The organism is Olivibacter sp. CPCC 100613, assembly GCF_036959255.1.
Lineage (GTDB): Bacteria > Bacteroidota > Bacteroidia > Sphingobacteriales > Sphingobacteriaceae > Olivibacter.
Genome location: NZ_JAWMTI010000001.1, coordinates 682724 through 708784 on the forward strand (window position 1 = coordinate 682724; position 26061 = coordinate 708784).

The 26061-nt window shown below is 39.5% G+C and carries 23 protein-coding genes; 12 read left to right on the forward strand and 11 right to left on the reverse strand.

Annotated features, from left to right (window positions below; translation table 11 throughout):
- Window positions 1-129: 129 nt before the first annotated feature.
- From RYH73_RS02600 to RYH73_RS02620, 5 genes are all read right to left on the reverse strand, one after another.
- Complete coding sequence (locus RYH73_RS02600; protein WP_335311698.1) at window positions 130-492, reverse strand: hypothetical protein; 363 nt, start codon at window positions 490-492, stop codon at window positions 130-132.
- A 104-nt stretch (window positions 493-596) separates the two neighbouring features.
- Window positions 597-1982, reverse strand: a complete 1386-nt coding sequence (radA, locus tag RYH73_RS02605; RefSeq protein WP_335311699.1) for a DNA repair protein RadA — start codon at window positions 1980-1982, stop codon at window positions 597-599.
- A gap of 76 nt (window positions 1983-2058) precedes the next feature.
- The gene (locus RYH73_RS02610; protein WP_335311700.1) at window positions 2059-3612 is read right to left on the reverse strand and encodes an Rne/Rng family ribonuclease; all 1554 of its coding nucleotides are present in this window, start codon (window positions 3610-3612) and stop codon (window positions 2059-2061) included.
- A 349-nt stretch (window positions 3613-3961) separates the two neighbouring features.
- Complete coding sequence (locus tag RYH73_RS02615; RefSeq protein ID WP_335311701.1) at window positions 3962-4804, reverse strand: tetratricopeptide repeat protein; 843 nt, start codon at window positions 4802-4804, stop codon at window positions 3962-3964.
- Between the two features lie 26 nt (window positions 4805-4830).
- Window positions 4831-5115: an HU family DNA-binding protein gene (locus tag RYH73_RS02620; protein WP_013664426.1), complete on the reverse strand. Its 285-nt coding sequence runs from the start codon at window positions 5113-5115 to the stop codon at window positions 4831-4833.
- A gap of 366 nt (window positions 5116-5481) precedes the next feature.
- Between RYH73_RS02620 and mutY the strand changes: the two genes are divergently transcribed.
- On the forward strand, window positions 5482-6540 hold the full coding sequence (gene mutY / locus RYH73_RS02625) for an A/G-specific adenine glycosylase (protein WP_335311702.1): 1059 nt from the start codon (window positions 5482-5484) through the stop codon (window positions 6538-6540).
- 12 nt (window positions 6541-6552) lie between these two features.
- Complete coding sequence (locus RYH73_RS02630; RefSeq protein WP_335311703.1) at window positions 6553-6996, forward strand: single-stranded DNA-binding protein; 444 nt, start codon at window positions 6553-6555, stop codon at window positions 6994-6996.
- 65 nt (window positions 6997-7061) lie between these two features.
- Here RYH73_RS02630 and aspS read toward each other — a convergent pair whose 3' ends face one another.
- The 3 genes from aspS to RYH73_RS02645 form a co-directional block, all read right to left on the reverse strand.
- On the reverse strand, window positions 7062-8804 hold the full coding sequence (gene aspS, locus RYH73_RS02635; RefSeq protein WP_335311705.1) for an aspartate--tRNA ligase: 1743 nt from the start codon (window positions 8802-8804) through the stop codon (window positions 7062-7064).
- A gap of 155 nt (window positions 8805-8959) precedes the next feature.
- Window positions 8960-10888, reverse strand: a complete 1929-nt coding sequence (gene dxs, locus RYH73_RS02640) for a 1-deoxy-D-xylulose-5-phosphate synthase (RefSeq protein ID WP_335311706.1) — start codon at window positions 10886-10888, stop codon at window positions 8960-8962.
- 476 nt (window positions 10889-11364) lie between these two features.
- Window positions 11365-11583, reverse strand: coding sequence for a hypothetical protein (locus tag RYH73_RS02645; RefSeq protein WP_335311707.1), 219 nt, complete (start codon window positions 11581-11583; stop codon window positions 11365-11367).
- Between the two features lie 174 nt (window positions 11584-11757).
- Here RYH73_RS02645 and RYH73_RS02650 point away from each other — a divergent pair, with 174 nt between their 5' ends.
- Both RYH73_RS02650 and glyA read left to right on the forward strand, forming a co-directional pair.
- Entirely contained in the window at window positions 11758-12501 is a 744-nt protein-coding gene (locus RYH73_RS02650; protein WP_335311708.1) for a segregation and condensation protein A, read from the forward strand.
- 134 nt (window positions 12502-12635) lie between these two features.
- Entirely contained in the window at window positions 12636-13907 is a 1272-nt protein-coding gene (gene glyA / locus RYH73_RS02655; RefSeq protein WP_335311709.1) for a serine hydroxymethyltransferase, read from the forward strand.
- A 285-nt stretch (window positions 13908-14192) separates the two neighbouring features.
- Here the strand turns inward: glyA and RYH73_RS02660 are convergent, their stop codons facing one another.
- Both RYH73_RS02660 and rlmN read right to left on the reverse strand, forming a co-directional pair.
- Entirely contained in the window at window positions 14193-14882 is a 690-nt protein-coding gene (locus tag RYH73_RS02660) for a ComF family protein (RefSeq protein ID WP_335311710.1), read from the reverse strand.
- A 92-nt stretch (window positions 14883-14974) separates the two neighbouring features.
- Window positions 14975-16030, reverse strand: a complete 1056-nt coding sequence (gene rlmN / locus RYH73_RS02665; RefSeq protein WP_335311711.1) for a 23S rRNA (adenine(2503)-C(2))-methyltransferase RlmN — start codon at window positions 16028-16030, stop codon at window positions 14975-14977.
- A 175-nt stretch (window positions 16031-16205) separates the two neighbouring features.
- On the opposite strand from rlmN, the gene RYH73_RS02670 reads away from it, so the two are divergent.
- From RYH73_RS02670 to RYH73_RS02705, 8 genes are all read left to right on the forward strand, one after another.
- Window positions 16206-17381: an amidohydrolase family protein gene (locus RYH73_RS02670; protein WP_335311712.1), complete on the forward strand. Its 1176-nt coding sequence runs from the start codon at window positions 16206-16208 to the stop codon at window positions 17379-17381.
- Between the two features lie 137 nt (window positions 17382-17518).
- Entirely contained in the window at window positions 17519-17791 is a 273-nt protein-coding gene (locus RYH73_RS02675; RefSeq protein ID WP_335311713.1) for an acylphosphatase, read from the forward strand.
- A 21-nt stretch (window positions 17792-17812) separates the two neighbouring features.
- Window positions 17813-19309 carry a lipopolysaccharide biosynthesis protein gene (locus RYH73_RS02680; protein ID WP_335311714.1) on the forward strand — a complete coding sequence of 499 codons (1497 nt, stop codon included), beginning with the start codon at window positions 17813-17815 and terminating at the stop codon, window positions 19307-19309.
- Window positions 19310-19421: 112 nt separating this feature from the next.
- Window positions 19422-21134, forward strand: coding sequence for a tetratricopeptide repeat protein (locus tag RYH73_RS02685; protein WP_335311715.1), 1713 nt, complete (start codon window positions 19422-19424; stop codon window positions 21132-21134).
- 2 nt (window positions 21135-21136) lie between these two features.
- On the forward strand, window positions 21137-21943 hold the full coding sequence (locus RYH73_RS02690; RefSeq protein ID WP_335311716.1) for a DUF4292 domain-containing protein: 807 nt from the start codon (window positions 21137-21139) through the stop codon (window positions 21941-21943).
- A gap of 110 nt (window positions 21944-22053) precedes the next feature.
- Window positions 22054-23331: a murein hydrolase activator EnvC family protein gene (locus RYH73_RS02695; protein WP_335311717.1), complete on the forward strand. Its 1278-nt coding sequence runs from the start codon at window positions 22054-22056 to the stop codon at window positions 23329-23331.
- A 154-nt stretch (window positions 23332-23485) separates the two neighbouring features.
- Entirely contained in the window at window positions 23486-23674 is a 189-nt protein-coding gene (locus RYH73_RS02700; RefSeq protein WP_013664442.1) for a Sec-independent protein translocase subunit TatA/TatB, read from the forward strand.
- A 220-nt stretch (window positions 23675-23894) separates the two neighbouring features.
- Window positions 23895-25304: a lytic transglycosylase domain-containing protein gene (locus RYH73_RS02705; protein WP_335311718.1), complete on the forward strand. Its 1410-nt coding sequence runs from the start codon at window positions 23895-23897 to the stop codon at window positions 25302-25304.
- A 110-nt stretch (window positions 25305-25414) separates the two neighbouring features.
- Here RYH73_RS02705 and RYH73_RS02710 read toward each other — a convergent pair whose 3' ends face one another.
- On the reverse strand, window positions 25415-25930 hold the full coding sequence (locus RYH73_RS02710) for a phosphoribosyltransferase family protein (RefSeq protein ID WP_335311719.1): 516 nt from the start codon (window positions 25928-25930) through the stop codon (window positions 25415-25417).
- Window positions 25931-26061: the final 131 nt, after the last annotated feature.

Sequence of the window (26061 nt, forward strand, 5' to 3'; positions counted from 1 at the left end):
AATATATTCTAAGAATGTATTTTGTTTTAGTTGACTGTTGTTCGTGCCGAAAAAGGCAATGACAGGAAAGGCCATCTATGTTGGCTCCTGATAAAATGCATCATGCATTATCGTAAGGGAATAACAGGACTAAAAAGGCTTAAGCCTAAACAGAAATGTATAATAGCCTAAAAGGGGGGTAATTTTTGATACAAAATAATTTTCACTACTGACTAGCGAAGTTATAATCGGCTTAATTGCCAGAATAAAGCTATCCAGAATCTTAATCGATATCGATATGATATTGGTTAAGAAATTATAATTTTTGTAGAAAATCGTAGGGCTCAGGTCCTTGCCCGACATCGGTATATCAAGCACGTCATCGAAAAAGCACTCCAATAAGGTGTCACCATCGAAATCCTGCAACTTATCATGAAAAACCTGCTTTTGATAAAAAAAATTATCGTTTACATAACTCGGGAAATACGTAATCGTATTTACGAATCCTAACAAAACGATAATATTTATTAACTTAAAAAGAGTCATTCAAAACAAAAGTAGCATTTTTAGCTCATGTGTAAAACTTACACCCGAAATATTATGTAAAATTCTTGTATCTAACCGAAAATGGCTTGAAAAATCTCTTCAACCTTTGCCATCCAGTTAACTTTAATATTATACTTCGACGTATCTAACCCTTTGTTATTATATTTTGATATATAGATTTCTTCAAAACCAAGTTTTTCAGCCTCAGCAATACGTTGCTCGATTCTATTCACAGCTCGAATTTCCCCCGAAAGCCCCACTTCACCTGCAAAAGCGATATGCGAAGGTACGGCTATATCTTGTTGAGAAGAGAGAATAGCAACGATTACTGCCAGATCGATTGCAGGATCTTCAACACGCAAGCCACCGGCGATATTAAGAAATACATCCTGTGCACTCAGCCTGAAACCAAATCTTTTTTCCAAAACGGCCAACAGCATGTTCATCCGTCGCGTATCAAAACCAGTGGAGGATCGTTGGGGTGTGCCGTATGCAGAATTTCCTACTAAAGCTTGTACTTCAATTAACATAGGGCGTACCCCTTCCAGCATGGCTGCTATGGTAACACCACTTATCGGGAATTCGCGTTGTGAAAGCAGAATCTCTGAAGGGTTGGAAACCTCGCGCAATCCACCATGAAACATCTCATATATGCCCAACTCTGAAGAAGAACCGAATCTATTTTTTACAGCCCGTAATATACGATACATATGATGTCTATCTCCTTCAAACTGCAAAACGGTATCCACCATGTGTTCAAGTACTTTTGGTCCGGCAATAGCTCCATCCTTGGTAATATGCCCCACAATAAATACCGGCGTAGAAGACTCTTTGGCAAAACGCAACAATTCCGCAGTACATTCTCTTACCTGCGAAACACTGCCAGGTGTCGATTCGATCTGCGAAGAATGCAATGTTTGTATCGAATCAATAATCACTAAGTGAGGTTCTACTGATTCGATCTGTTTAAAGATATTCTGGGTGGAGGTTTCCGTAAGAATATAGCAATCCGCTTTCGAAGATTGAAGCAACCGTTCTGCGCGCATTTTTAGTTGTTGTTCACTTTCTTCGCCGGAAACATATAATGTCTTTATACCTGGTATCGTCAACGCAAGCTGCAACATCAGTGTTGATTTGCCAATACCGGGTTCACCTCCTATGAGCACCAAAGATCCGGCCACAATTCCACCGCCTAAAACGCGATTCATTTCATGATCGGGTGTTTGCATCCGAACCTCTTCCGCATAAACAATCTCATGAATAACAGCCGCTTTATTCGGCTTCCGATTCCCGGAATAAGAAGTTCCGCTTCTCCAATCCGGCACTTTACTGCCTCCCTTTTCAACCAGTTCTTCTACAAAGGTATTCCACTGATTGCACGAAGGACATTTACCGAGCCACTTAGCCGATTCATATCCACAACGCTGACAGAAATAGACCGTTTTTGCTTTTGCCATTGTTTTTTAAGTTGTGCGTTACGAGTTATCAGTTGCGCGTAATTACTACTCACAACTCGTAACTGACAACTCGCAACTATAATTTTATTTCTTCTTCTTTGGCGTTTAAGAAGTGAAATTCATTCATAAAGTACGATGAAATTGCCTTTACTTTAATCCATTTACCGTACTGGAAAAACCATTTCAAGCGTCTCGAAATAAAGCCCTTTTTTATAAAGGCTTCTATATATGGATGAACACACAGCGTAATATTTCGTTCGTTTTGTTCATTCAGAACATAGCTTAAATTACTCTCAATGTCATCCATCAGTACGATGCTTGCCCGGATTTCGCCCGTTCCTCCACAGGCAGGACATTTCTCATTGGTAACCACCGTCATCTCAGGACGAACACGCTGCCTTGTGATCTGCACAAGACCGAATTTACTGGGAGGAAGAATCGTATGTTTAGCACGATCATTACCCATACATTCCTTCAAGTAGTCATGCAGTTCCTTCCTATTTGTCGGCTTATGCATATCGATAAAATCGACAACAACAATTCCACCCATGTCTCGCAGGCGCAGTTGACGGGCTATTTCTTTTGCCGCCTCCTTATTTACCAACAATGCATTGTCCTCCTGATTTTCTTTATTGGCAGTGCGGTTCCCACTATTAACATCAATAACGTGAAGTGCTTCCGTATGCTCAATAACCAGATAGGCTCCTCCCTGCAGATTAACTATTTTACCAAAGGCAGCCTTAATCTGCTTTTCAATGCCAAAATGTTCAAAGATAGGATCCTTGTGCTTATACAGTTTTACTATCTTCTCCAGATCGGGAGAGATTTCCTGGATGTAGGACCTCGTCTCCTCATAAATGATCGGATCATTTATATAGATATGAGAAAACTCGTCTGTTAATATATCACGCAAAATGGTAGATGTCCGATCCATTTCGCCTAATATTTTTTTCGCGGGATCGGTAGAAGCGAGACGCTTGGTAAAGGACTCCCATTTGGTGATTAAATCACGGAGATCTTTCTCCAACTCGGCAACCCCTTTACCTTCCGATACGGTACGAATAATTACGCCAAAATTTTGAGGTTTGATTCCCTCAACAATTTTTTTAAGTCGGTTTCGTTCGGTATTACTTTTAATTTTTTTCGAAATCGAAACCGTGTCAGAAAAAGGCACCAAAACAACGAACCTTCCTGCGATCGATAAGTCAGAACTTAAACGTGGGCCTTTGGTTGAGATTGGCTCTTTTGCAATCTGTACCGGTAGCAACATGTTACGACTTAGGATCTCTGAAATCTTGCCCGCTTTATTGATATCCTTTTCTAGCTTTAAACTATTGAGCAGCTTATCTTTATAACTGCCATTCTTTACTAGCTTGGTAAGCTTAATGAGCGACTGTACCTGTGGTCCTAGGTCTAGATAATGCAAAAAAGCATCCTTTGAATAGCCCACATCTACAAAAGCAGCATTCAATCCGGGCATTATTTTCTTGATTCTGCCCAAATAGATGTCGCCAACAGCATAATTATTATTTACCTGTTCTTTATTTAGCTCAACAAGCTGTTTATCCTGTAGTAAAGCAATAGTTGTCCCTGTCTCCGGGGAAGAATCTACTATTAATTCCTTTACCAACAGCTACTTTCTTTAGAAAGAATACAGGGGTTTGGTGGATAGATATCCAGCTAAATACACCCGCTAGTCACTCTTTCAGTTAAACCATAAGATTGTTCAATAAAAAACCGACATTACATAAACCGTTACTACGGCTATGTATAAAAAAAGCCAACAATCACAATAGCCTGCACCTCAGATCATGAGATGCAGGCTACCGGATAATGGCACGCCTAAATGCGCTTATTTTTTCTTATGTCTATTTTTTCTTAAACGTTTCTTACGCTTGTGAGTAGCCATTTTATGTCTTTTTCTTTTTTTTCCGCTTGGCATAGCTTAATTTTTTAAATGTTTTAATGAATTATTTTAATTACTTGCTCAGTTCATCAATCTTTCGATCTATGAACTGCGATAAACTTGGGTCTGCTGCTATTGATTTGCTTTGTTCAAAAGCTTTAATCGCATCAGCTTTCAAGCCAATATTTTCATAACTTGTTGCCAGGTAAAACCAGGCTTCAGCACTTGGTTGAATTTCAATAACCGTTTTAAATCGGTCAACCGCCTTATCAAACTGGCGCGAACGCATGGAGAACATTCCTAAACTCATGTTTGCCTTCAGGTTTTTAGGATCCTCCCGCACAACGTCCATTAGCATCGCAATACCCTGCATCGGCGCTCCACCTTTATTTACAATGGCAGTTCCCAGGCCGGTTTTAGCATCTAAGCTTTTAGGATTTAAATCAAGGGCCTTTTGATAAGCCGCTTGTGCATGTTCTGTCAACACAGGAGCAACAACGGTGTCCTGCAAATTTTCATAAGCAGCCGTAAAAGCATCGCCAGCCTTTAGCCAATTATCGTATGTTGGCGCTAACTTGGCTATTTCCTCATAAGAGAAACCCAGAGGGGCAGGTTTTGCGAGGTCATCCCAATGCCCTGCCAATTTCTTTAATAGACTTAAACGCTCTTCTCCACTACTATTTGGTAAAGCAGCTTCAATATCCGTAATCTCCTTCACCAAAGCGGCGTTCAGTCCTTGTTTTGCAACAGTAGAAACCGAAGCTAAATTAATAGTTTCGGTTTCGGTACTTGTATTCGCTTGCTGTTCTTGCTCGGCTTTATCACGCTTAACCAAACCTTTAATAGGTTGCGCCATCAATACCCCCATTAGTATGATTACAAAGGCAACGACTATTATTTGTTTTGTTTTATGCATGATCAATATATCCGATTAAAGCAGATTTATTTATTGCCGTTTTTTACTTTCTCAACAAAAACTTTTGCTGGTTTAAAGCTAGGAACAAAGTGTTCCGGAATAATAATAGCCGTGTTTTTTGAAATGTTACGAGCAGTCTTTTTTGCTCTCTTTTTTACAACGAAGCTACCGAATCCTCTAACGTAAACATTCTCACCCCCTACCATAGCTCCTTTTACTACCTTAAAAAATGCTTCAACAGTTTCCTGTACATCTACTTTTTCTAAACCTGTCTTGTTAGAAATCTCTGCGATAATTTCTGCTTTAGTCATGTTATATTCTTCTAATTGTTTGTTCGTTAAAAACCGCCCGATCATTCGAATTGGGGATGCAAAAGTATTGCTTTTAAATGATTTACAAAAATAAAACGTTAATTTTTATGTAAAATATCTGTCAGCGAAGCTTTTAAGGTAAAAAATTAAACTATTCAGCTAATTTTTAGGAAGTTGAGAAATTCAATTAGCCAATGGGCGAATGGGTCCATCTCACAACGGGCAACTAGTCCAGTTGAGCCGTTAAATAGTTGAAGTAGTTAAGTAGTATTACCCTTAGGAACGTTATTAGGAATACTAACAACCAATAACTGACACCCGGTAACCAACAACGAATAACTGATAACGAATCCCTACATTTGCCTCATGTTATTTTCACAAGAGATTATTCAGTGGTATTATAAAAACAAACGCGATTTACCTTGGCGCGACACGACGGATCCCTATATTATTTGGCTCTCCGAAATCATTCTTCAACAAACCCGTGTAGAACAAGGACTTCCGTATTTTAATCGTTTCGTTACTTCTTATCCTACCGTTCGTGATTTTGCACAGGCAACTGAGGACGAAATTTTAAGGTTATGGCAAGGCCTTGGCTATTATTCAAGAGCAAGAAATATGCATAAGGCAGCACGAACCGTCATGCAAGTATACGAGGGTATCTTTCCCAAGCACTATGCCACGCTCATCAATCTTCCCGGAATCGGGGAATACACAGCTGCGGCCATAGCCTCTTTCGCTGCTAATGAACCCAAAGCGGTCTTAGATGGAAACGTATTTCGTGTATTGGCAAGGTATTTCGGTGTCAACGAAGCAATTAACACTGGAAAAGGAAAAAAATTGTTCAGCAATTTAGCCACAGAGATGCTCGATAAAGCGAATGCTTCTATTTACAACCAGGCGGTTATGGAGTTTGGGGCGCTTCAGTGCAAGCCGCAGTCGCCCAGCTGCGATATTTGCCCTATCCGTATTGATTGTTATGCCTTTCGCGAAAACAAAGTAAATTTCTTACCTGTTAAATTAAAGGGAAAGGTATCAAGAGATCGATACTTCTATTATTTTATCATAAGAGACGAGAACGGCATTGTGATGCAAAAAAGAGGACCAAAAGATATCTGGGAAAATATGTATGAATTTCCGCTAATAGAATGCCCAAATGCCATGGAGCTGGAACAACTAAAGGATACCGCGATCTTTCAACAATTATTTGGTGTTGATTGCGAATTAGAAATAGTAAGCACCCCCAAAAAACATGTCCTCAGTCATCAGAATATTTATGCTTCCTTCATAGAAATTAAAAATTTAGGTCACTTAAAGGAGAAAAAAAAGGTCTGGAATTATGTTTTTATAAAAGATTTAAATACATTAGCTAAACCTAAATTAATTTTCACATTTTTAAGAGACCATAATATTTGCAACAACTAACAATTATAAGCTATGTCAGGAATTAACAAAGTTATTCTGGTCGGACACTTAGGCAAGGATCCCGAGGTTCGCCATTTAGAAGGCAATGTATCTGTTGCGAGTTTCCCTTTAGCAACATCGGAAACCTTCAATAAAGATGGAAGAAAAGTAGAACAAACCGAATGGCATAACATTGTAATGTGGAGAGGGCTTGCAGATGTTGCAGCAAAATACTTACAAAAAGGAAAATTGGTTTACATAGAGGGAAAATTGAGAACTCGATCATATGAGGATCGAGAAGGAGTGAAACGCTATACTACTGAAATCGTTGCTGAAAATTTTACAATGCTAGGAAGGAAAAGCGATTTCGAACCGCCTAGCAATGGCGACAAGTCGAATAGCACAGATCATAGTAACGACCCGAGTTCTACAACGGTTGATTTTAATGAGAATAAAGATGATGATTTACCTTTCTAAGGTTAAAGGTATAAGGTTATTGGTCTAAGTACCATAACCTTATACCCCCAGGGTTCTTCTTCCCATCATCGTATATCGATCCTTAATTCGTCTAATTGTGCCTGCGAAATGCTGCTTGGAGAATCGATCATTACATCTCTACCCGCGTTATTTTTAGGGAACGCGATAACATCACGTATCGAGTCCAGGCCTGCAAATATCGAAACCAAGCGATCGAAACCAAAAGCAATACCTCCATGTGGAGGGGCACCGTAAGTAAAGGCATCCATGAGAAATCCAAATTGTGCCTGGGCTTCTTCTTGCGTAAAACCAAGATGCCGGAACATCAATTGCTGTAAATCTTTCTCAAAAATACGGATGGATCCACCCCCCACTTCCGTTCCATTAATAACCATGTCATAAGCATTTGCTCTCACCTGGCCGGGTACGGTATCCAACAACGATATATCTTCTAACTTCGGTGAAGTAAAAGGGTGGTGCATGGCATGGTAACGTTTTGTTTCATCATCCCATTCCAATAGTGGGAAATCAAGCACCCAGAGTGCGGAGAAGGTATTCTTATCACGAAGACCCAATTGACTCCCCATCTCCAAACGAAGCTCACTCAATTGCTTGCGTACCCTATCCGCATCGCCCGCCATTACCAATATCAAATCACCCGCTTTGGCATCAAGTGCATTTGCCCAAGCAAGTAGTTGTTCCCGACTAAAAAATTTGTCGACCGATGATTTCAGCGATCCGTCTTCATTATACCGAAGATAAACCAACCCCGTAGCGCCTATTTGTGGCCGCTTCACAAAATCGGTAAGCGCGTCGATTTGCTTTCTGGTATAAGAAGCACAACCAGCTGCTTTAATTCCAACAACTAATTCGGCATTATCAAAAACAGGGAAACCTGCACCTTGTAGCACCGTATTTAATTCTACAAATTGCATCCCAAAGCGTGTATCCGGTTTATCAGAACCATACAAGCGCATCGCATCTGCATACGTCATGCGTGGCAGTTTTCCGATCGCTATATTTTTAACTTTCTTAAAGAGGTAAGCGATGAGTTCCTCAAATAAATTCAATATATCCTCTTGCTCCACAAAAGCCATCTCACAATCGATCTGCGTAAATTCCGGCTGCCTATCTGCTCTTAAATCCTCATCGCGGAAACACTTTACGATCTGAAAATACCGATCAAAACCGGAGACCATCAGCAGTTGCTTAAACGTCTGTGGCGATTGAGGCAAAGCATAAAATTGCCCTTCATTCATTCGACTGGGAACCACAAAATCACGTGCGCCTTCTGGTGTAGATTTAATGAGCACGGGGGTTTCTACTTCAAGAAAACCTTGCTGATCAAGATAAGCGCGAACCGCTTGTGCCATTTGATGTCGAAGCACCAAATTATTACGTACCGGATTACGCCGTAAATCAAGGTAACGATACCTCATACGAAGATCGTCTCCACCGTCCGTTTCATCCTCAATTAAAAATGGAGGTAATTTTGCGGCGTTCAACACAATCAGATCAACTACCTTTATTTCAATCTCTCCTGTAGGAATTTTCAAATTTTTGCTTGATCGTTCAATTACGGTTCCCTTGACTTGTATTACATATTCACGCCCTAGTTCACGAGCCCTGGCACGCAATGCCTCATCATCATCGGTATTGAATGCCAATTGTGTGACACCATACCGGTCGCGCATATCAATAAAAGTCATCCCTCCTAAATCTCTCGACCTTTGTACCCAACCGCATAAAGTAATATCTTTTCCTAGATCTGCTAACGTTAATTCTCCACAGGTATGTGTTCTATACATATATTATTATTGTTCATTGTTCATTGTTTGTTGTTCGTAAGCCGCTCTTATGCGTGCATCTATTCAACCATCAACGAACATCATTATTTTCTATTTATCTAATGGTCCTTTTCAAATCTGCTTAATAGCCATTGAGTTCAACAACCGGGAACTGATTATCCCGCCATGGTGCTGGTTTTACGCCCCTCTGTAAGTTGTTTGGCGCTCAAGATAATATGTTTTGCATCATAACCGCAATCGGCCCACAACTGATTTTGTTCGCCATGTTCAATAAATTCATCCGGAATACCCAAACGAACAACTTTTGCCTGGTAACCGTGGTCAGCCATAAATTCAAGTACAGCACTTCCCACTCCACCCTGCACACATCCATCTTCTACAGTTATCACCTTATTGAATTTGCGAAACACTTCATGCAAAAGTTCTTCATCCAATGGTTTTACAAATCTCAAATCATAATGTGCGGGAAAAACACCTTCCGAATTAAGTGATACCGTCGCTTTTACCACCTCATTCCCGATATGTCCGATACTCAATATCGCTAAATCTTCACCGTCACAGATTTTCCGTCCCTTGCCGATGGTTATTTCTTTGAAAGGCCTTCTCCAATCAGGCATTACACCTTGTCCTCGAGGATAACGAATCACAAAGGCTCCCCTATTTTCCATCTGTGCCGTATACATCAAATTACGCAGTTCCTCCTCATTCATGGGGGCAGTCACCGTCATATTTGGTATACAACGCATATAGGCTAGATCATAAGCTCCGTGATGCGTGGGACCATCGGCCCCTGCAATACCTGCCCTATCTAAACAAAAAACAACATTTAGATTTTGCAAAGCTACATCATGTATCACTTGATCGTATGCCCGCTGCATAAAGGTTGAGTAAATATTACAAAAAGGTACCATCCCCTGGGTCGCCAAGCCAGCCGAAAAAGTAACGGCATGCTGTTCAGCAATGCCCACATCAAAAGCCCTGTTGGGCATCGCCTTCATCATAATGTTCATCGAAGATCCCGAAGGCATTGCCGGTGTAATCCCCATAATTTTTCCGTTTTTCTCTGCCAATTCAACTAAGGTATGGCCGAAAACGTCCTGGTATTTGGGTGCAACTGGTTTGTCGCTCAGTGTTTTCTTTATTTCACCGGTTATTTTATCGAACAAACCCGGTGCATGCCATTTCGTTTGGTCCTTTTCTGCTAACGCAAACCCTTTACCCTTCACGGTGATACAATGTAAAAGTTTAGGCCCCGGTATATCCCGAAGCTCGTCGATAATTTTAACCAAACGCTTTACATCATGTCCATCAACCGGACCAAAATACCTGAACTTTAATGATTCAAAAAGATTACTGTTCTTTAACAGGGTACCTTTCACGCTCTTTTCTATTTTTTTTGCCAAACCCAAAGCATCAGGCCCTATTTGGGAAATCTTGTTCAAGACTGCCGCAATATCATCACGGAAACGATTATAAGGCTTCGATACCGTGATGTCTGTTAAATATTCTTTTAGTGCACCGACATTTGGATCGATGGCCATGCAATTATCATTCAATATAACAAGCAGATTTGACTTTTCTATTCCTGCGTGATTCAATGCCTCGAAAGCCATGCCGGCCGTCATTGATCCATCGCCGATTACCGCAACATGTTGCCGGTCATTTTCTCCTTTATAGTGAGATGCTACCGCCATCCCTAATGCTGCAGATATAGACGTTGAAGAATGTCCTACACCAAACGTATCATATTCACTTTCACCACGTTTCGGAAATCCGCTTATTCCGTTATAAACTCTGTTGGTATGAAACACATCGCGTCTTCCGGTAAGGATTTTATGTCCATAGGCTTGATGGCCGACATCCCAAACCAACTGGTCATAAGGGGTATTTAGCACATAATGTAATGCCACCGTGAGTTCCACAACACCTAAACTCGCTGCAAAATGCCCCCCATAAACAGAGACTACATCAACAATATATTGACGCAACTCTTTACAAACTTTTTCTAGGTCCGACTCCCTGAGCTTTTTTAAATCGGCGGGGCTATTTATGTTTCTTAACAACGTTCCTGGTTCAAAATCCATATTTAAATAGGTTCTGAAAGAATTTGTCCTGTAACCAGTCCTCCTTCTCTGCCTGTAAGTACAAAATTACGGTAATAACAAAATGTTTACAAAGTAAAGGATAAATATTCAATTTAGCTATGTACTGCTTTTTTTGTTCTCGTTCTGTTCCATCTCAGCTTTCCGCTAGTTCTGCTCATTTTTCACCAACAAGCAACTACTCGCTTTGTTTTTCAGCTATATATTTCATTTTTGCCTAAATCAGTCTTTAAATCTAATACCAGAGATTACCTTTGGTGAACTCCCGTTAGTAGGTTTCGCTTTTAACATACAGATGAAGGTGTTTATATTAAAAGAACCTTTATTTTAACTTCTTTCTTTCTCCGCGAAAGAAAAGAAGCAAAGAAAGCTCGCCGCTTCAAAATTTACAGGAACGGTACTGCCTCCCAGTGCTAGCTGTAAATTTTGGAGGCGGCACTTTAGTGGAACGATGGGCTTTAACTTTTAACCGAATGTACTAGTTTTAGCCTTATAAATAGCCAGTGTGTTGGGGAAAAATGGCCTTGAAGGATACCGAAGCAGCGAGCAGCAAAGTATTTGCACGACTGTTCATCTTGCAATATACAAGCGGATTGAGGAAGTGAAACGGCTCCAATACGCGTTATGGATACTTTGCAATCAGGTGCAAGGTAGCCTACAGAGCCTTGATTATTCATTTGTGTTTGTTTTAAAAGGTATTCATGAGCTCGAAGCAAGCTTCTCGGTTGTTTGGTTCTTTATGATCAAGCATAAAGAACTGATACTAAAAAATAGATTAATAAAAACGTTCCTTTTAAACGCACTTACTCCACGTTATAATTTGTATTTAATAAAAGCTTACCTTTGGAGCCATGCAAACAGAAGGTTTTGAAATAAAGCTTCCCCAATTTGAAGGTCCTTTTGACCTTTTGCTATTTTTCATTGAGCGAGATGAGCTCAATATACATGAAATTTCCATCGCTCGTATTACAGATGATTTTTTGGGCTATATTCATCATATGAATTCCTTAAATATGGAATTGGCCAGTGAATTCATTTTTGTAGCTGCCACCCTAATGCGCATTAAAGCAAAAATGCTCTTACCACGCCCGGAAGTCGATGAAGAGGGAAATGAAATTGACCTCAAGAAAGACCTGGTACAAAAACTTATTGAATATAAAAAATTCAAAACAGTTTGTGAAGATCTAAAAACATTAGAGGATAACCGTTTCATGATTGAAAAACGCGGCAACATTGCGTTCAACCTCAAATCAGCTGCCACTGAAGTCGAACCGGGTGAAGAACTGAACTCGTTTGATCTATATAAGCTTATGAAAGTGTATGATCGGCTAATGAATAACTATCTGAATAAATCGAATGGGGTAAAACACACTGTCGTCCAATATCCTTATACCATTGAGCAACAGAAAAAGGCCATTACCTCCTTATTAACAATTAATCAAAAATTAGATTTTAAGGCCATTCAACAGCATTCCGAAAATAAAGTTCATTTTGTTTATAACTTTTTAGCGATATTGGAAATGCTTCAACAACAGATTTTGGAACTGCAACTGGGCCTAGGTTATAATAATTTCTGGGTAAAAGAGAGGGTCTAGCTGACGCTACTCCCACTGAGCCCTTAAAATAAAGCTAAATTACCGATGGCTAATAACCCGAAATCGATTATTATTTTCTACATTTTCCCTATCTTTGCGCAACTATCTAAAACTGATACTTATATCAATATTTAATGGAAAGAGATAACATCATATTTGAGCTGATTAATGAAGAGTTACAACGTCAAGAAGAAGGCATTGAGCTGATCGCTTCGGAAAATTTTGTAAGCAAGCAAGTCATGGAAGCAGCGGGGTCCGTATTAACAAATAAATATGCGGAAGGCCTACCGGGGAAACGTTATTATGGCGGTTGCGAAGTAGTGGATGAAATTGAACAAATCGCAATCGACCGTGCAAAACAACTTTTCAATGCGGAATGGGTTAATGTGCAACCACATTCAGGAGCGCAAGCCAACGCTGCCGTATTTTTAGCGATCCTTAAACCGGGCGATAAGATTTTAGGTTTCGATCTTTCCCATGGGGGTCACCTTACACACGGTTCTCCGGTAAATTTCTCAGGCAAGTTATATGAAGCTCATTTTTATGGTGTTGATAAAGAAACCGGTTTAATAGACTATAAGGCTTTAGAAGAAACTGCGCTTAGAGAACAGCCAAAGGCAATCATTGTTGGGGCTTCGGCTTATTCACGTGATTGGGATTATGCCTTCATTCGTCAGGTAGCTGATAAAATTGGTGCTTTAGTAGTTGCAGACATTTCACATCCGGCAGGTTTAATAGCTCGCGGACTGCTGACTGATCCACTTCCTCACTGTCATATTGTAACGACAACAACACATAAAACCCTTCGAGGTCCGCGTGGAGGTATGATTATGATGGGGAAAGACTTTGAAAATCCGTGGGGCTTAAAAACACCTAAGGGCGAGATCAGAATGATGTCTTCTCTTTTAGATATGGCGGTTTTTCCCGGTACGCAAGGTGGGCCTTTGGAACATATCATTGCGGCTAAGGCAGTTGCTTTTGGTGAAGCATTAAGCGACGGTTATATGGAATATGTCTTGCAAGTGAAGAAAAACGCTTCGGCCATGGCAGATGCATTCGTTAGCAAAGGATACAAAATCATCTCCGGAGGTACCGATAATCATTCCATGTTGATCGACTTAAGAAATAAAGGAATTAGCGGTAAGGCAGCCGAAGCAGCCTTAGGTGAGGCCGGAATTACTACCAATAAAAACATGGTGCCGTTTGATGATAAGTCACCTTTTGTTACCTCAGGAATTCGGATGGGAACTGCCGCCGTAACAACCAGAGGACTACAAGAAACTGAGATGGTACAAATCGTCGAGTTAATCGACCGTGTCATTAACGCTCCCGAAAATGAAGAAGTTCTTGAGGTCGTTCATGAAGAAGTGCTTCAACTGATGGCCAAGTTCCCTTTATATAAATAAAATACCTCCAGTTAGCTATAAAAAATCAACAAACGGGCATTCCATAGAATGCCCGTTTCTGTTAACTTTACTTAGATATTAGTTCGTATTCAACTTACTATTAAATGTGTACGCATTTAGCAATAATAAAGGGTTAACAAAGGGTTAGTGAAGGTATACCTTCACTAACCCTTTGTTAACCCCTTGTCAACTCTCTATCAATCCCTTATTAATAACCTGTCAAGTACAAAGAAAGCCTAAATATATATATCAGCACAATAGAAACTTTTTAAAAAAAGATCACAGTTATTTGGTAAAGGCAAGTGTCAGCACGCTAATACTTACACCAGGTATTTCCAACAGCCTGTTGGCACATGCTTCAATTGTTGCTCCAGTCGTCAACACATCATCGACTAATATAATATGCTTATCAGTAAAGGCATTTGGATTCACCACTTCAAAAATATCTTTCATATTTTCATAACGCTCATATCGCCTTTTGGTAGTTTGCGATTCCGTTCGTGTGTGTCGAATTAGGTTATTTGATTTAATCGGGAGTTTAAATTGTTCGCTGAGTCCTTTGGCAAAAAATTCACTTTGATTATATCCTCTTTTTTTTAGCTTTTTGGGATGCAGAGGTACAGGGACGATAAAGTCGGCACCCCCAAAGGAAGAAGTTGCTAAGGTAGCTGCATAATATTTACCTAATATATATCCGATTTCGGGCTTGTTGAGATACTTTAAATGACGAAGCATATTTTGTACCGATGAACCTTTTACATAATAAAGATAGGAAGCAACCGCCTTTAAATGAACACGCCCCCATAATTGTTTACTCGCCGCGTTCGCTGCATCTTGATGAAAGTTTGTAACCGGTAAATGATATAAACAATGTGTGCAGATAAGTCTTTCGTGCTCATAAAGTGCACGCATGCATCCGGTACACAACTCAGGATACAATAAAGAAACAAATGCCCTTAAAAACCGGATCATCATAGGTTTTGGTTAATTTGTAAATAATTACCCTCGCTGTGAGCAAATTGACAGCAATGGTTTCGGACAATGGCTGCAATAGAAAAATTTTAGCGTTATACAGCCTGTTCTTGCTTTTCCTTTACCGCCAACTGTCCGCAAGCGGCGTCAATATCCTTACCACGACTTCGTCTAACATTGGTTGTAATCCCTTTTTTCCGGAGAAAAGCAGCAAAGCGATCAATTTTATCCCCTTCGGCATTCTCAAAATCAGCAAAAGAGATGGGATTATACTCTATGATATTAACCTTACAAGGTAAATGTTTGCAAAATGCGGCTAATTCAGCAGCATCTGTCAACTCATCGTTGAAATTATTGAAAACAATATATTCATAGGTAACGGGATTCTTGGTCTTAGCAAAATAGTACTTCAAAGCCTCTGCCAGTGCTTTCAGCGTATTTTGCTCATTAATCGGCATAATTTCATTCCGTTTAGCATCGTTGGCGGCATGGAGAGAAAGGGCAAGATTAAATTTCACCTGATCGTCTCCCAACTTCTTAATCATTTTGGCGATTCCGGCGGTTGATACGGTTATGCGTTTGGCCGCCATATTCAATCCATCCGGGCCTGTAATCCGCTCGATGGACTTTAAAACATTTGCATAATTAAGCAGAGGCTCCCCCATTCCCATATAAACGATATTACTTAGCGGTGCTGAATAATTTTCCTGTGCTTGCTTATTGATCAAAACAACCTGATCATAGATCTCATCTGCATTCAGGTTTCGTTTCCGATCCATATAACCCGTTGCGCAAAACTTACAGGTTAAGCTACAACCAACTTGGGAACTGACACAAGCTGTCATTCGATCAGGAGTAGGGATCAAGACTCCTTCAATAATATGGTCGTCAAAGAGCTTAAAGGTGCTTTTAATAGTTCTATCAGCACTGTATTGGGATTTATCAACCCGGACAGCATTGATTACGAAATTTTCTTTCAGGGAATCGCGCAGCTTTTTACTGAGATTAGTCATATCATCGAAATCAACACAGGCTTTCTCCCACAACCATTCATAAATTTGCTTTGCACGAAAGCTTTGCTCTCCTAAAGCGACCAAAGTTTCCTTCAACTGATCAACACTTAACGATCTGATATCTACTTTCTTTCCCATATTTTTCACGGTGCAAATATACCGCTTTTTTAACACAAAAATATATAATCCTTTGTTATACAAGTGTGTTAAAGCGTGAAACAAATTTCGTTAGTTTCATATTTTTTGCTAACATTGCCCGTAATTATTAAAAAAGTAGACGAATTCTTCATATTTTTAGTGAACCTCAGATGTCATGGTAAATTATTACTCGGCAGACTATATTCTTCCCGTTTCTGCAAAACCCATTTACAATGGTGTCATTGGAGTGGATGAGAACGGAGAAATTATAGGTGTTTATGAATCAGGAGCAAAAGAAATATCGGATAAAACCATTACTAAACATAAGGGGATTATTACACCGGGCTTTATTAACACGCACTGTCACCTCGAGCTCTCTCATCTGAAAGGTAAATTTCCAAAAGGTACTGGATTAATTCCCTTCATCGAAGCTGTCATTGAGCAACGGGATACGGATGAGCGCGAAATCATAACGGCTATGCAAGCAGCCGATGCGGAAATGAAAAAAAATGGCATCGTAGCTGTTGGTGATATTGTGAACCGTGCTATATCTAAAAACACGAAGGAACAAAGTAGTCTATATTATCACACCTTTGTAGAAATTCTGTGTTTTGACCCTGAAAAAGCACAGGAAGTATTTAGAAATGGCTTAACCTTATGCGAATCATTCGATGGCTTACCGTCATCGATTACGCCACATGCGCCTTATTCCGTATGTAAAGAAATTTTCCGATTTTTAAAGCAGCTCCACAAGCCTGAAACCAATCTACTGAGTATTCATAACCAGGAAAGCGAGGAAGAAAATAAATTTTATCGATATAAAGCAGGAAAGTTTGTCGATTTTTATCAAAAGTTAAATCGGGACATCAGTTTTTTCAAGGCGCAAGCTAGGGATTCGATTCAAACCATCGTTCCACTATTACCAAAGCGGCAACCTGTGATGTTTGTGCATAACACCTATACGAATATGAAGGATATTTTCTTTGTAGATCGTTTTGCCGGAGACGTGACTTGGTGCCTATGCCCCAATGCCAACCTGTATATCGAAAACAGACTGCCCAAGATTGATCTCTTCCTTAGTCAGGACAATCCCATAACATTGGGCACGGATAGTTTGGCTTCCAATGATAAGCTATGCATTTTAGCTGAGCTCTTGACGCTGCATAGCCATTTTCCGCATTTAAAGTTAGAACAAACCTTACAATGGGCGACCCTTAATGGCGCCAAATACTTGGGTATCGATGACTTATATGGAAGTCTTGAGAAGGGCAAAAAACCAGGTCTTAACCTAATCAGTCATACCCAAGGATTAAACTTGAGTGAAAACTCAACAGTTACCCCACTATACTAAGGAGCCAGCCACCCTATCTAGCCTAGCATAGGCTATCATAAAAAACAGTGTAAGACAAGAAGATTGATTTATAAAAAAATCGCACTTTTGCATTATAGCGTTCTTCGTATCGCTATAAAAGGAAAGTATGAATATCAATGAAGCATTTGAATATTACCGTTTTCGGAAAAGTACAGGGTGTTTATTTCAGAGCAGCAACTAAAGCCGTTGCCAATCAGTTACGAATTGTGGGCTTTGTAAAGAATTTACCTGATGGAAGTGTTTACATGGAAGCTGAGGGCGAGTCCTTCGAATTGGAAAATTTCATTGAGTGGTGCCACGAGGGACCAGAACACGCTGTCGTCGAAAAAGTTGAAATTAATTCGAGCGAACTGAAGAATTATCGCAATTTTGAAATTCTTAAACGCTAACATTTTAACGATCAATAAAAATTGTCTACACTACGAAAATTTGCCGGACAAACCTTTATTTATGGTTTAAGCACTATTATAGCCCGTTTAGTTAATTTTGTCCTTACGCCTTTATTTTCCAGAAAACTTTCCACTGCGGTCTTTGGGATTTTCACCACCATGTATAGTTATGCTTCGTTATTGAATGCATTACTGGCCTTTGGAATGGAAACCACTTTTTTTCGATATCTCCAAAAAAAAGAGGATAATAAGCAAGCGGTCTATAATAATACCTTTCTGATTATTCTCTTTATTAGTTTATGTTTCCTCTTGTTTGTCTTGTTTTTCAAGCAGGAAATTGCGCACTTTATCAACATATCCGATCCCGATCTGCCTAAGTATATTACCTACTTTTCACTTATTTTGACATTGGATGCCGTCGCCGTTATTCCCTTTGCTAAGATAAGGGCTGACGGACATCCGTTAAGATATGGCATAATTAAGTTGATCAATATCTTCACTTTTGTGTCATGTAATTTACTTTTTATCGTTTTTATTCCTTGGGCGCTTAAAAACAACCTTTCTATTGTGAGCTCCTTTTCGACCTGGTATCATCCCCAATGGGTTGGTTATGTATTTATTTCAAATCTAATAGCGAGTGCAATTACCTTATTGTTGATGGTTCCTGAATTACTTAAGTTGAGGCTGCGATTTGATGGTCAGCTAGCATTGGAAATGTTTTCTTACAGCTTTCCTATTTTGATCGCAAATTTTTCATTCATTATTAATGAGAATCTGGATAAAGTATTCTTAGGGCAGCTATTACCGGATAATATCGCTGAAACGCAAGTTGGTATCTACGGACTGTCAGCAAAACTGGCGATTTTTCTAAGTATCTTCATACAGGCATTTCGTTTAGGTGCCGAACCCTTTTTCTTTAGTCATGCAAAAGAAAAAAATTCGGGACAAACATATGCCATCATCATGGATTATTTCATTATTGCAATGACCATCGGTATGCTGGGATTAGTAGCAAACATAGAGATTTTAAAATATTTTATTGCAGGCGATTCCTTGGAAACAAGTATGGGAAATTGGAAAGGACTCTCAATTGTTCCTGTTCTTTTGTTGGGATACATCTTTTTAGGAATATATATGAGCTTGTCGATTTGGTATAAGCTATCTGATCAAACAAAATATGGCCTTTATATTTCCGGTGCCGGTGCCATTGTAACCATTGTGTTGAATTTAGTATTTATACCCTCTTATGGCTTTATCGCCTCTGCCTGGATTACGATGATAACCTATGCCTGTATGATGATTCTTTCTTATGTTTTAGGACAAAAAAATTACCCAATACCCTATCATACATTTAAAAATTTGACGTATATTGTATGTGCAATTATACTGAGTTGGTTATCTTTCAGCCTATTTAAAAGAAACCTCCTCATTGGAAATGCACTGCTGCTATCTTTTTTAATTTGTATATACCTGAAAGAAGGAAAGCAGCTCAAACAATTAATGGGAAAGAAAAAATGATACCGGCCTAACCTTTGCGATAGAAGACAGAAGATGAGGAGAGTGGACGAATATGACTTTTTTGTTTAAGGTCAGCCATCGGTAAATGATATGAATAAATAAAGAATGTAAAATGATCTTAAAGAAGAAAATATACGGTTTTATCTGTTTTTTATTAATAAGCGGACATCAAGTACTTGCGCAGGCACCTACAGATAGTAGCCAAGTAAAGGATTTATACTACCAGGCGCTAAATGAAAAGGCTCGAGGCGATATGGACCTGGCACAAAACACACTGCATAAGTTATTGAAATTAGATGACCGGAATGATGCTGCCTATTTCGAATTGGCCCGTTTAGAATTGGAAGGTAAGAACATGGGTGACGCCGCCATTCATGCTAAGAAAGCGACCAGCTTGAAGCCTGATAATGAATGGTATTGGGTTCTATTAGCCGATATTTACAAACGAATGGAGGATTTTAAATCCCTTCCGCCAATTTTTGATCGACTAGTTCAGATTAAACCGGAAAAAAAGGAATATTTTTATGATCGTGCTTACGCGCTCTTCCTAAACAATGAGCTTGACAAATCGCTTGTTGCTTACAATGAAATCGAGCAAAAATTCGGAAAGGATGATAATATTATAATTGCTCGTCAAGAAATATACCTAAAACAAAAGCAACCCAAAAAAGCAATCGAGGAGGTGACATCCATTATCGAAAAGGAACCGGACAGCACGAAAGGCTATTTGCTCTTGGCTAATTTATACCTAAAGCTTGATAAACCAAAAGAGGCGATCAAAGTATTAGATGAAGGACATGCGCGTATTCCGGGAGATCCCTACATTTCATTGAGTAAAGCCGATGCCTACCATAATTTAAAAGATGAAGAAAAATCAGCGAGGGAGCTTAAGCTGGCTTTTGCGAGTGAACGCATGGATTTTGAAGGGAAAATGCGCCTATTGATCAGTTTGATGTCTGATCCGAAAAGCAGTGAAATGGCGCCCATTATACGGGACTTAGCAAATACATTGACAATTAGTTATCCTGCCGATGCGCGTGCTTTTGCCCTATATGGAGATATTTTAGCCCAGCAGAAACAACTTAAGGAAGCGCGGGAGCAATATCTCAAGGCAATCGACATCAACAGTAGAATCAATACAATCTGGGAGCAATTACTACAGATAGAGTTAAGTTTAGGTATGCAAAAAGAGGCCTTAGCCCACGCTTACAAGGCATCAGCATTGTTTCCACAACAACCATTAACCCAATTTTTTTCAGGGCATGCCTTCTTTATGGAAAAGAAGTATACGGATGCCAGAAGTTGCTTTGAAGCCGCATTGAATTATGTAGAAGAGAAAAATACGATGTTACTCACGCAAGTATATAGTAGCTTAGGCGATACGTATCATGCCTTGGATATGTTTGCGGAATCTGATCAGGCCTACGAAGAAGCATTAGCCATTGACAGTAACAATGTGGGCACACTTAATAATTACGCCTATTACTTATCTCTTCGGAAAACCAATCTAGAGACGGCCGCTAAAATGTCCAAAAAATCCAATGAATTGGAGCCGAATAACCCTACATTTCAAGACACGTATGCTTGGGTCCTGTTTCAACAGGGCAATTATACGGAAGCATTGAAATGGATTGAAAAAGCAATTACCACTTCGGGAGAAACCTCCTTTGCACTCCTGGAGCATTACGGTGACATATTATTTAAATTAGGCGACATCGAAAAGGCGGTTTCAAAATGGAAAGAAGCGAAAGCGACCGGCGAAACTACCGGTGAAAATGTTGAACTTTTAACAAAGAAAATTGATTCCAAAAAGTATATTGAGTAATCATGCCCTTTAATCATTCAACTATCCGAACGTTATCCATTTTAATGGTGTTATCAACCTGTTTACTGGTTTCGGCATGCAAAAGCAAAAAGATGGTGGTTGAAGCGACTAAAGAAGAAAAGCGAAGCAGCTTGAGTAATCGGGTCTTGCTAAACGGTATTCTCGATAATCAGTTAAGCTTTAAGACCTTCAGCGCCAAGGCAAAATCTGCTGTTGCTATTAATAAAGACAATTATGATGCAACGCTAAATATTAAAATAAAAAACAAAGAGGCTATCTGGATTTCTATCACAACGGTTTTCGGAATTGAGGCGGCCCGCGTACTGATCACGCCGGCTCGTTTTAAAATGATGAACCGAATAAATGGAACCTATATTGATGAACCTTTTTCCTTCTTACATCAATTTGCCTCCGAAGAGATTGGCTATGATAACCTACAAGCCATGATGGTAGGAAATATTATCGAGCAAGCGTTAACTTATTCAAACGAAGCAGAAAAAAACAACTTGGGCTATTCGCTAAGCGGTTTTAAAAACGATTTAAATTTCCTGGTACAAACGGATGATAATTTTAGGATCACGAGCAGCACCCTAAGCACTGATAATGCAGAACGTCAAGTAAGCACAAATTATACTGATTTTGCACTAATAAGTAAACATCCGGTACCTAAAGATATTCGCTTAACCGCCAGTTCTTCGGCCGTAAAGTTAGAGCTGCAGTTAAAATATAACCGTATCGCTTTAAACGAAGCATTGGAAATGCCTTTTACGATTCCGTCGAAATATAAGCCTTTAGGCGCAATACGTTAATTAACAAATGTTCATCGAGTTGAAAATATTTTAGTACTTTCGTTGGCAATAAATTCGTTAAAATAACGATGTAATGTAATAGGACATCGATCAATGATTTGAAGAAGAGAATGATTCGGATAAAGTCAATATGCTGTTTGTTTTTTTTTCTGGGAATAGGCCTTTCAAGCTGGGCGCAGTCGAGCGCACAACTGAAAAAGCAAAGGGAAGCACTTACACGTGAGATCGAATTACTGAATCAAACGTTACGTTCTACATCAAAAGATAAAACACTATCACTCAAACAGGTAAATGCTCTTAATGCCCAAATTAACCTACGTGTAAAAAAAATAAAAACCATTAATAGCGAGGTAAGTCTGATCGAAAATCAGATAACAAAAAACACCAATACAATTCGTTCGTTGCAAAGTGAGCTGGCGAAGCTCAAAAAAGGATACGCTTCGATGGTGCAATTTGCTTTCCGTAACTCAAGCGCCTACAATAAAATGATGTTCATTTTTGCTTCTAATGACTTTAATCAAGCCTATAAGCGTCTTAAATACCTTCAACAGTTTAGTGACTCGCGAAAAAAACAAGCAAAAGAAATCGAAGAAACGCAGAAGAGTATTGAGCAAAAAATAGCCGAACTGGCAAGCAATAGAAAGGAAAAAGTAGTACTTCTTAGCGATCAGGAAAAGGAAAAGAAAGCACTTGATGGCCAAAAAACTGTTAAATCAAAAGCACTTAACGACTTAACAAAAAAGGAGAAAGAGTATAAACAAGAGCTGAATAAAAAGCAACAGGAAGATGCACGTTTAGCCCGTGCCATACAAGCCGCTATTCGAAGGGAAATCGAAGCAGCAAGAAGAAAAGCCGAAGAAGAGGAAAGAAGAAGGGCGGCTGAGTTAGCGAAAAAAGATCCGAATGCGAAAGCGCCGGAGCCAACGGCTAGAAAATCCGACAAAGAGGCCCTCTTATCAACTCCTGAAGCAGCCAAACTTGCAGCAGACTTCACGGGTAATCGCGGTAGACTCCCATGGCCTGTAGCCTCAGGATCGGTAACGCAAGGTTATGGACAGTATACTTATGGAAAAGGTGTAAAAGTTAACAGTAACGGAATCACCATTCGCACGGGAGCCGGTGCTACTGTTCGCGCAGTGTTCGACGGAGTTGTCTCTTCCATTATACAGTTGCAGAATCAATACACTGTATTGGTAAAACATGGTAATTATTTCACCGTTTACCAGAATCTAAAAAGCGTAAGTGTGTCCAAAAACCAAAAGGTATCTGTAAAACAAGCAATTGGTACGGTAGCAGTAGATGCAACGGAAGGGACTTCGGACCTGCACTTTGAAATCTGGCAAGGAACTTCTCCCATCAACCCAAGTAGTTGGTTAGCGGGGAATTAGGCATTTGGGTCCAGAAAATCATAAATGATTAAAAATTGTTTATCTAAGCATTTTTACATAAGTTTGTAAACTAGACGTAAAAGAATTACGTATATAACAGAAAGAATAGGAGCTACAAACGTAGTTATTGAATAAAGATTTTAAATATTGAGTTATGTTAAACACAATTTTGTTACTGGGTATCGGTGGGCCTGAAATAGCAATTATCGTTCTTGCTTTGTTATTATTGTTTGGTGGAAAGAAAATCCCTGAATTAATGCGCGGACTAGGTCGCGGTGTGAGAGAATTTAAAGAGGGTCAAGCCGGCACCACGAAAGATGAAGTTAAAGAGGAAAAGCAATAAGCCCTCATTCTTATAAAAGATAAGCTGCTGTAACGTCTATAGCATGTTACAGTAGCTTTTTTATTATTATTTAAAAAAAATCACCTTACTATACTAAGTGGGTTGATTAAAACGTTGTTTAAGAGAATTATTATCAAAACGCTTTTGGGCTTTGCTCAAAATATGTTAACGTACAGCAATGATGAATTGATTTGATAATCAACAACCTTAAATATAAGACATGATATTGAAAAGATTTTCGGCGTTTGCCGTGGGTATGTTGTTTTGCGTTCATTTGACACAGGCAACAACAAGCAAAAATACCGACGAACCTTCGAAATTAAATGCCACTTCGGACATTCAACCTAGAGAAGATTCTACGCATAGGAGAAACCCGGAAGCCCAAGACCCCTCTTGGTACCTTGCTCCTCAAAATATAAAAAAGCAACTGGATACCTTACAACGAGTAGTCCCTTTATCGTATAACAGTTACGTTCAATCGTATATCGACGCGTATACGGCGTCGCGCTATAAGAACCATCTTGCTAAAATGCTTGAGTTAGCGCAATACTATTTCCCTATTTACGAAAAGGTATTTGCTGAAACAGATGTGCCACAGGAAATCAAATATTTATCGATCATTGAGTCGGCTTTGAATCCACACGCAGTTTCCAGAGTGGGGGCTACCGGCCCTTGGCAATTCATGTTTGCTACAGCCAAGGCTTTTAATTTAAATATAGACAACTATGTTGATGAGCGAAAAGACCCTTATGCAGCAACTTATGCCGCTGCAGCTTATTTAAAAGACGCTTATAACGAGTTTGGCGATTGGCAACTTGCAATTGCCTCTTATAATTGCGGAAAAGGAAATGTTGCTAGAGCTATACAACGTTCGGGTATCGAAAAACCTGATTTTTGGACGGTCAGAAAGTATCTTCCGCAGGAAACGCGTAACTATGTACCTGCCTTTATTGCAATGACCTATGTACTTAGCAACTATGAGTTACTTGGAATTTCAGGTCCTGCCAATGCCGGATCTACCCTTGCGGCGGAAGAAGGTACAGATGTAATATTAATCGACAAGTTCATTCCATTATCAGGCATTGCAGAGGCATTGCGACTCGACTTGGATCAACTGATTACATTAAATCCTGCCTATAAAAAGAGTATAATCAACGGTACGCCGGAGGCACCGAAGCGATTAGTTGTTCCAGCCGTAGATAAGACTTCTTACGCCAGTTTATATGCCGCTTTAAACACACCAACTGACGCTCCTGCAAAAGTCATTACAGCCTCCAATACAGATCGTAAAGCTATTTATCATCGTGTAAGAAAAGGAGAAAGCCTAGCGTCAGTCGCCAATAAATACCAAGTAGAGGTACAAGATTTAAAGGTTTGGAATAGGCTACGAAGAAATGCAATTGTTCCCGGACAACGGTTGAAAATTTCAGAACCTGGCTATGTTACCGGCAAGAAAGGTCTCGAGCGGAAATCGGTAAACTATGTAACGTACAAGGTTAGAAGAGGGGATACACTTTCGGGGATAGCGCAAAAATATAGAGGTGCTACGGTTAACAATATAAAAGCCATGAATAATTTAAAGGGCTCATCCCTCAAACCTGGAATGACTTTAAAGATCAATAGCTTATAAGGTACCCCCCTGCGTGTAATAAAGAAATCCGGCAGCTCCAGGTTCGTTGTTAGGCGGGAAAGTGTCACACATCTGCCTAATACGTTTTTTTCTCTGCCCATATGATCTTATCAGTGCAGATAGGCCGCATCCTCTTCGTCTTCAAAACCTTCGAGTGTGACAGATACGTGCTCATTAAGAATGGTAGATAATTTGTGTCCCGAAAAGTCACTTACAACAGGAAACTTATGGTGACTTCTATCAATTAGCACGGCAGTCCTCATCTTTCGTAGAGGAACATTCAAGAAAACACCCAAACCATAAGCCAGCGTTCGTCCGCTGTTCAACACATCGTCTACCAATATCACCACTTTATCCTTTGCCTCATTAACAGAAATATCTGTTTCCGCTTGTAGCGTGGAGCTGATCTTATTTAATGAAATATTGATAAGTGTAACATTGATTACGGATGAAATCTTTCTCAATTCCTCTTTTAAACGACGAGCCAGCACATATCCTCTCTCAGCCACGCCAGCTAAAACAATTTCCTTTTCTTCAAAATTATCTTCCAAAATCTGATACGCAATCCTGGTAATTTTCTTCCTAATCTGGTCTTTGTTTAAAATCAATATTTTTTCACTTGCCATAGCATTATTCTGATTCGATAAAAGTAGTAAATATTTTCTGAAGAGGAATCGAAGTATCTTCGGTTCAATAGACCGATAGCGGTGGGTGTATACAAGGCAAAAAATAATTGAATCCAGTACAACTGTCAGAA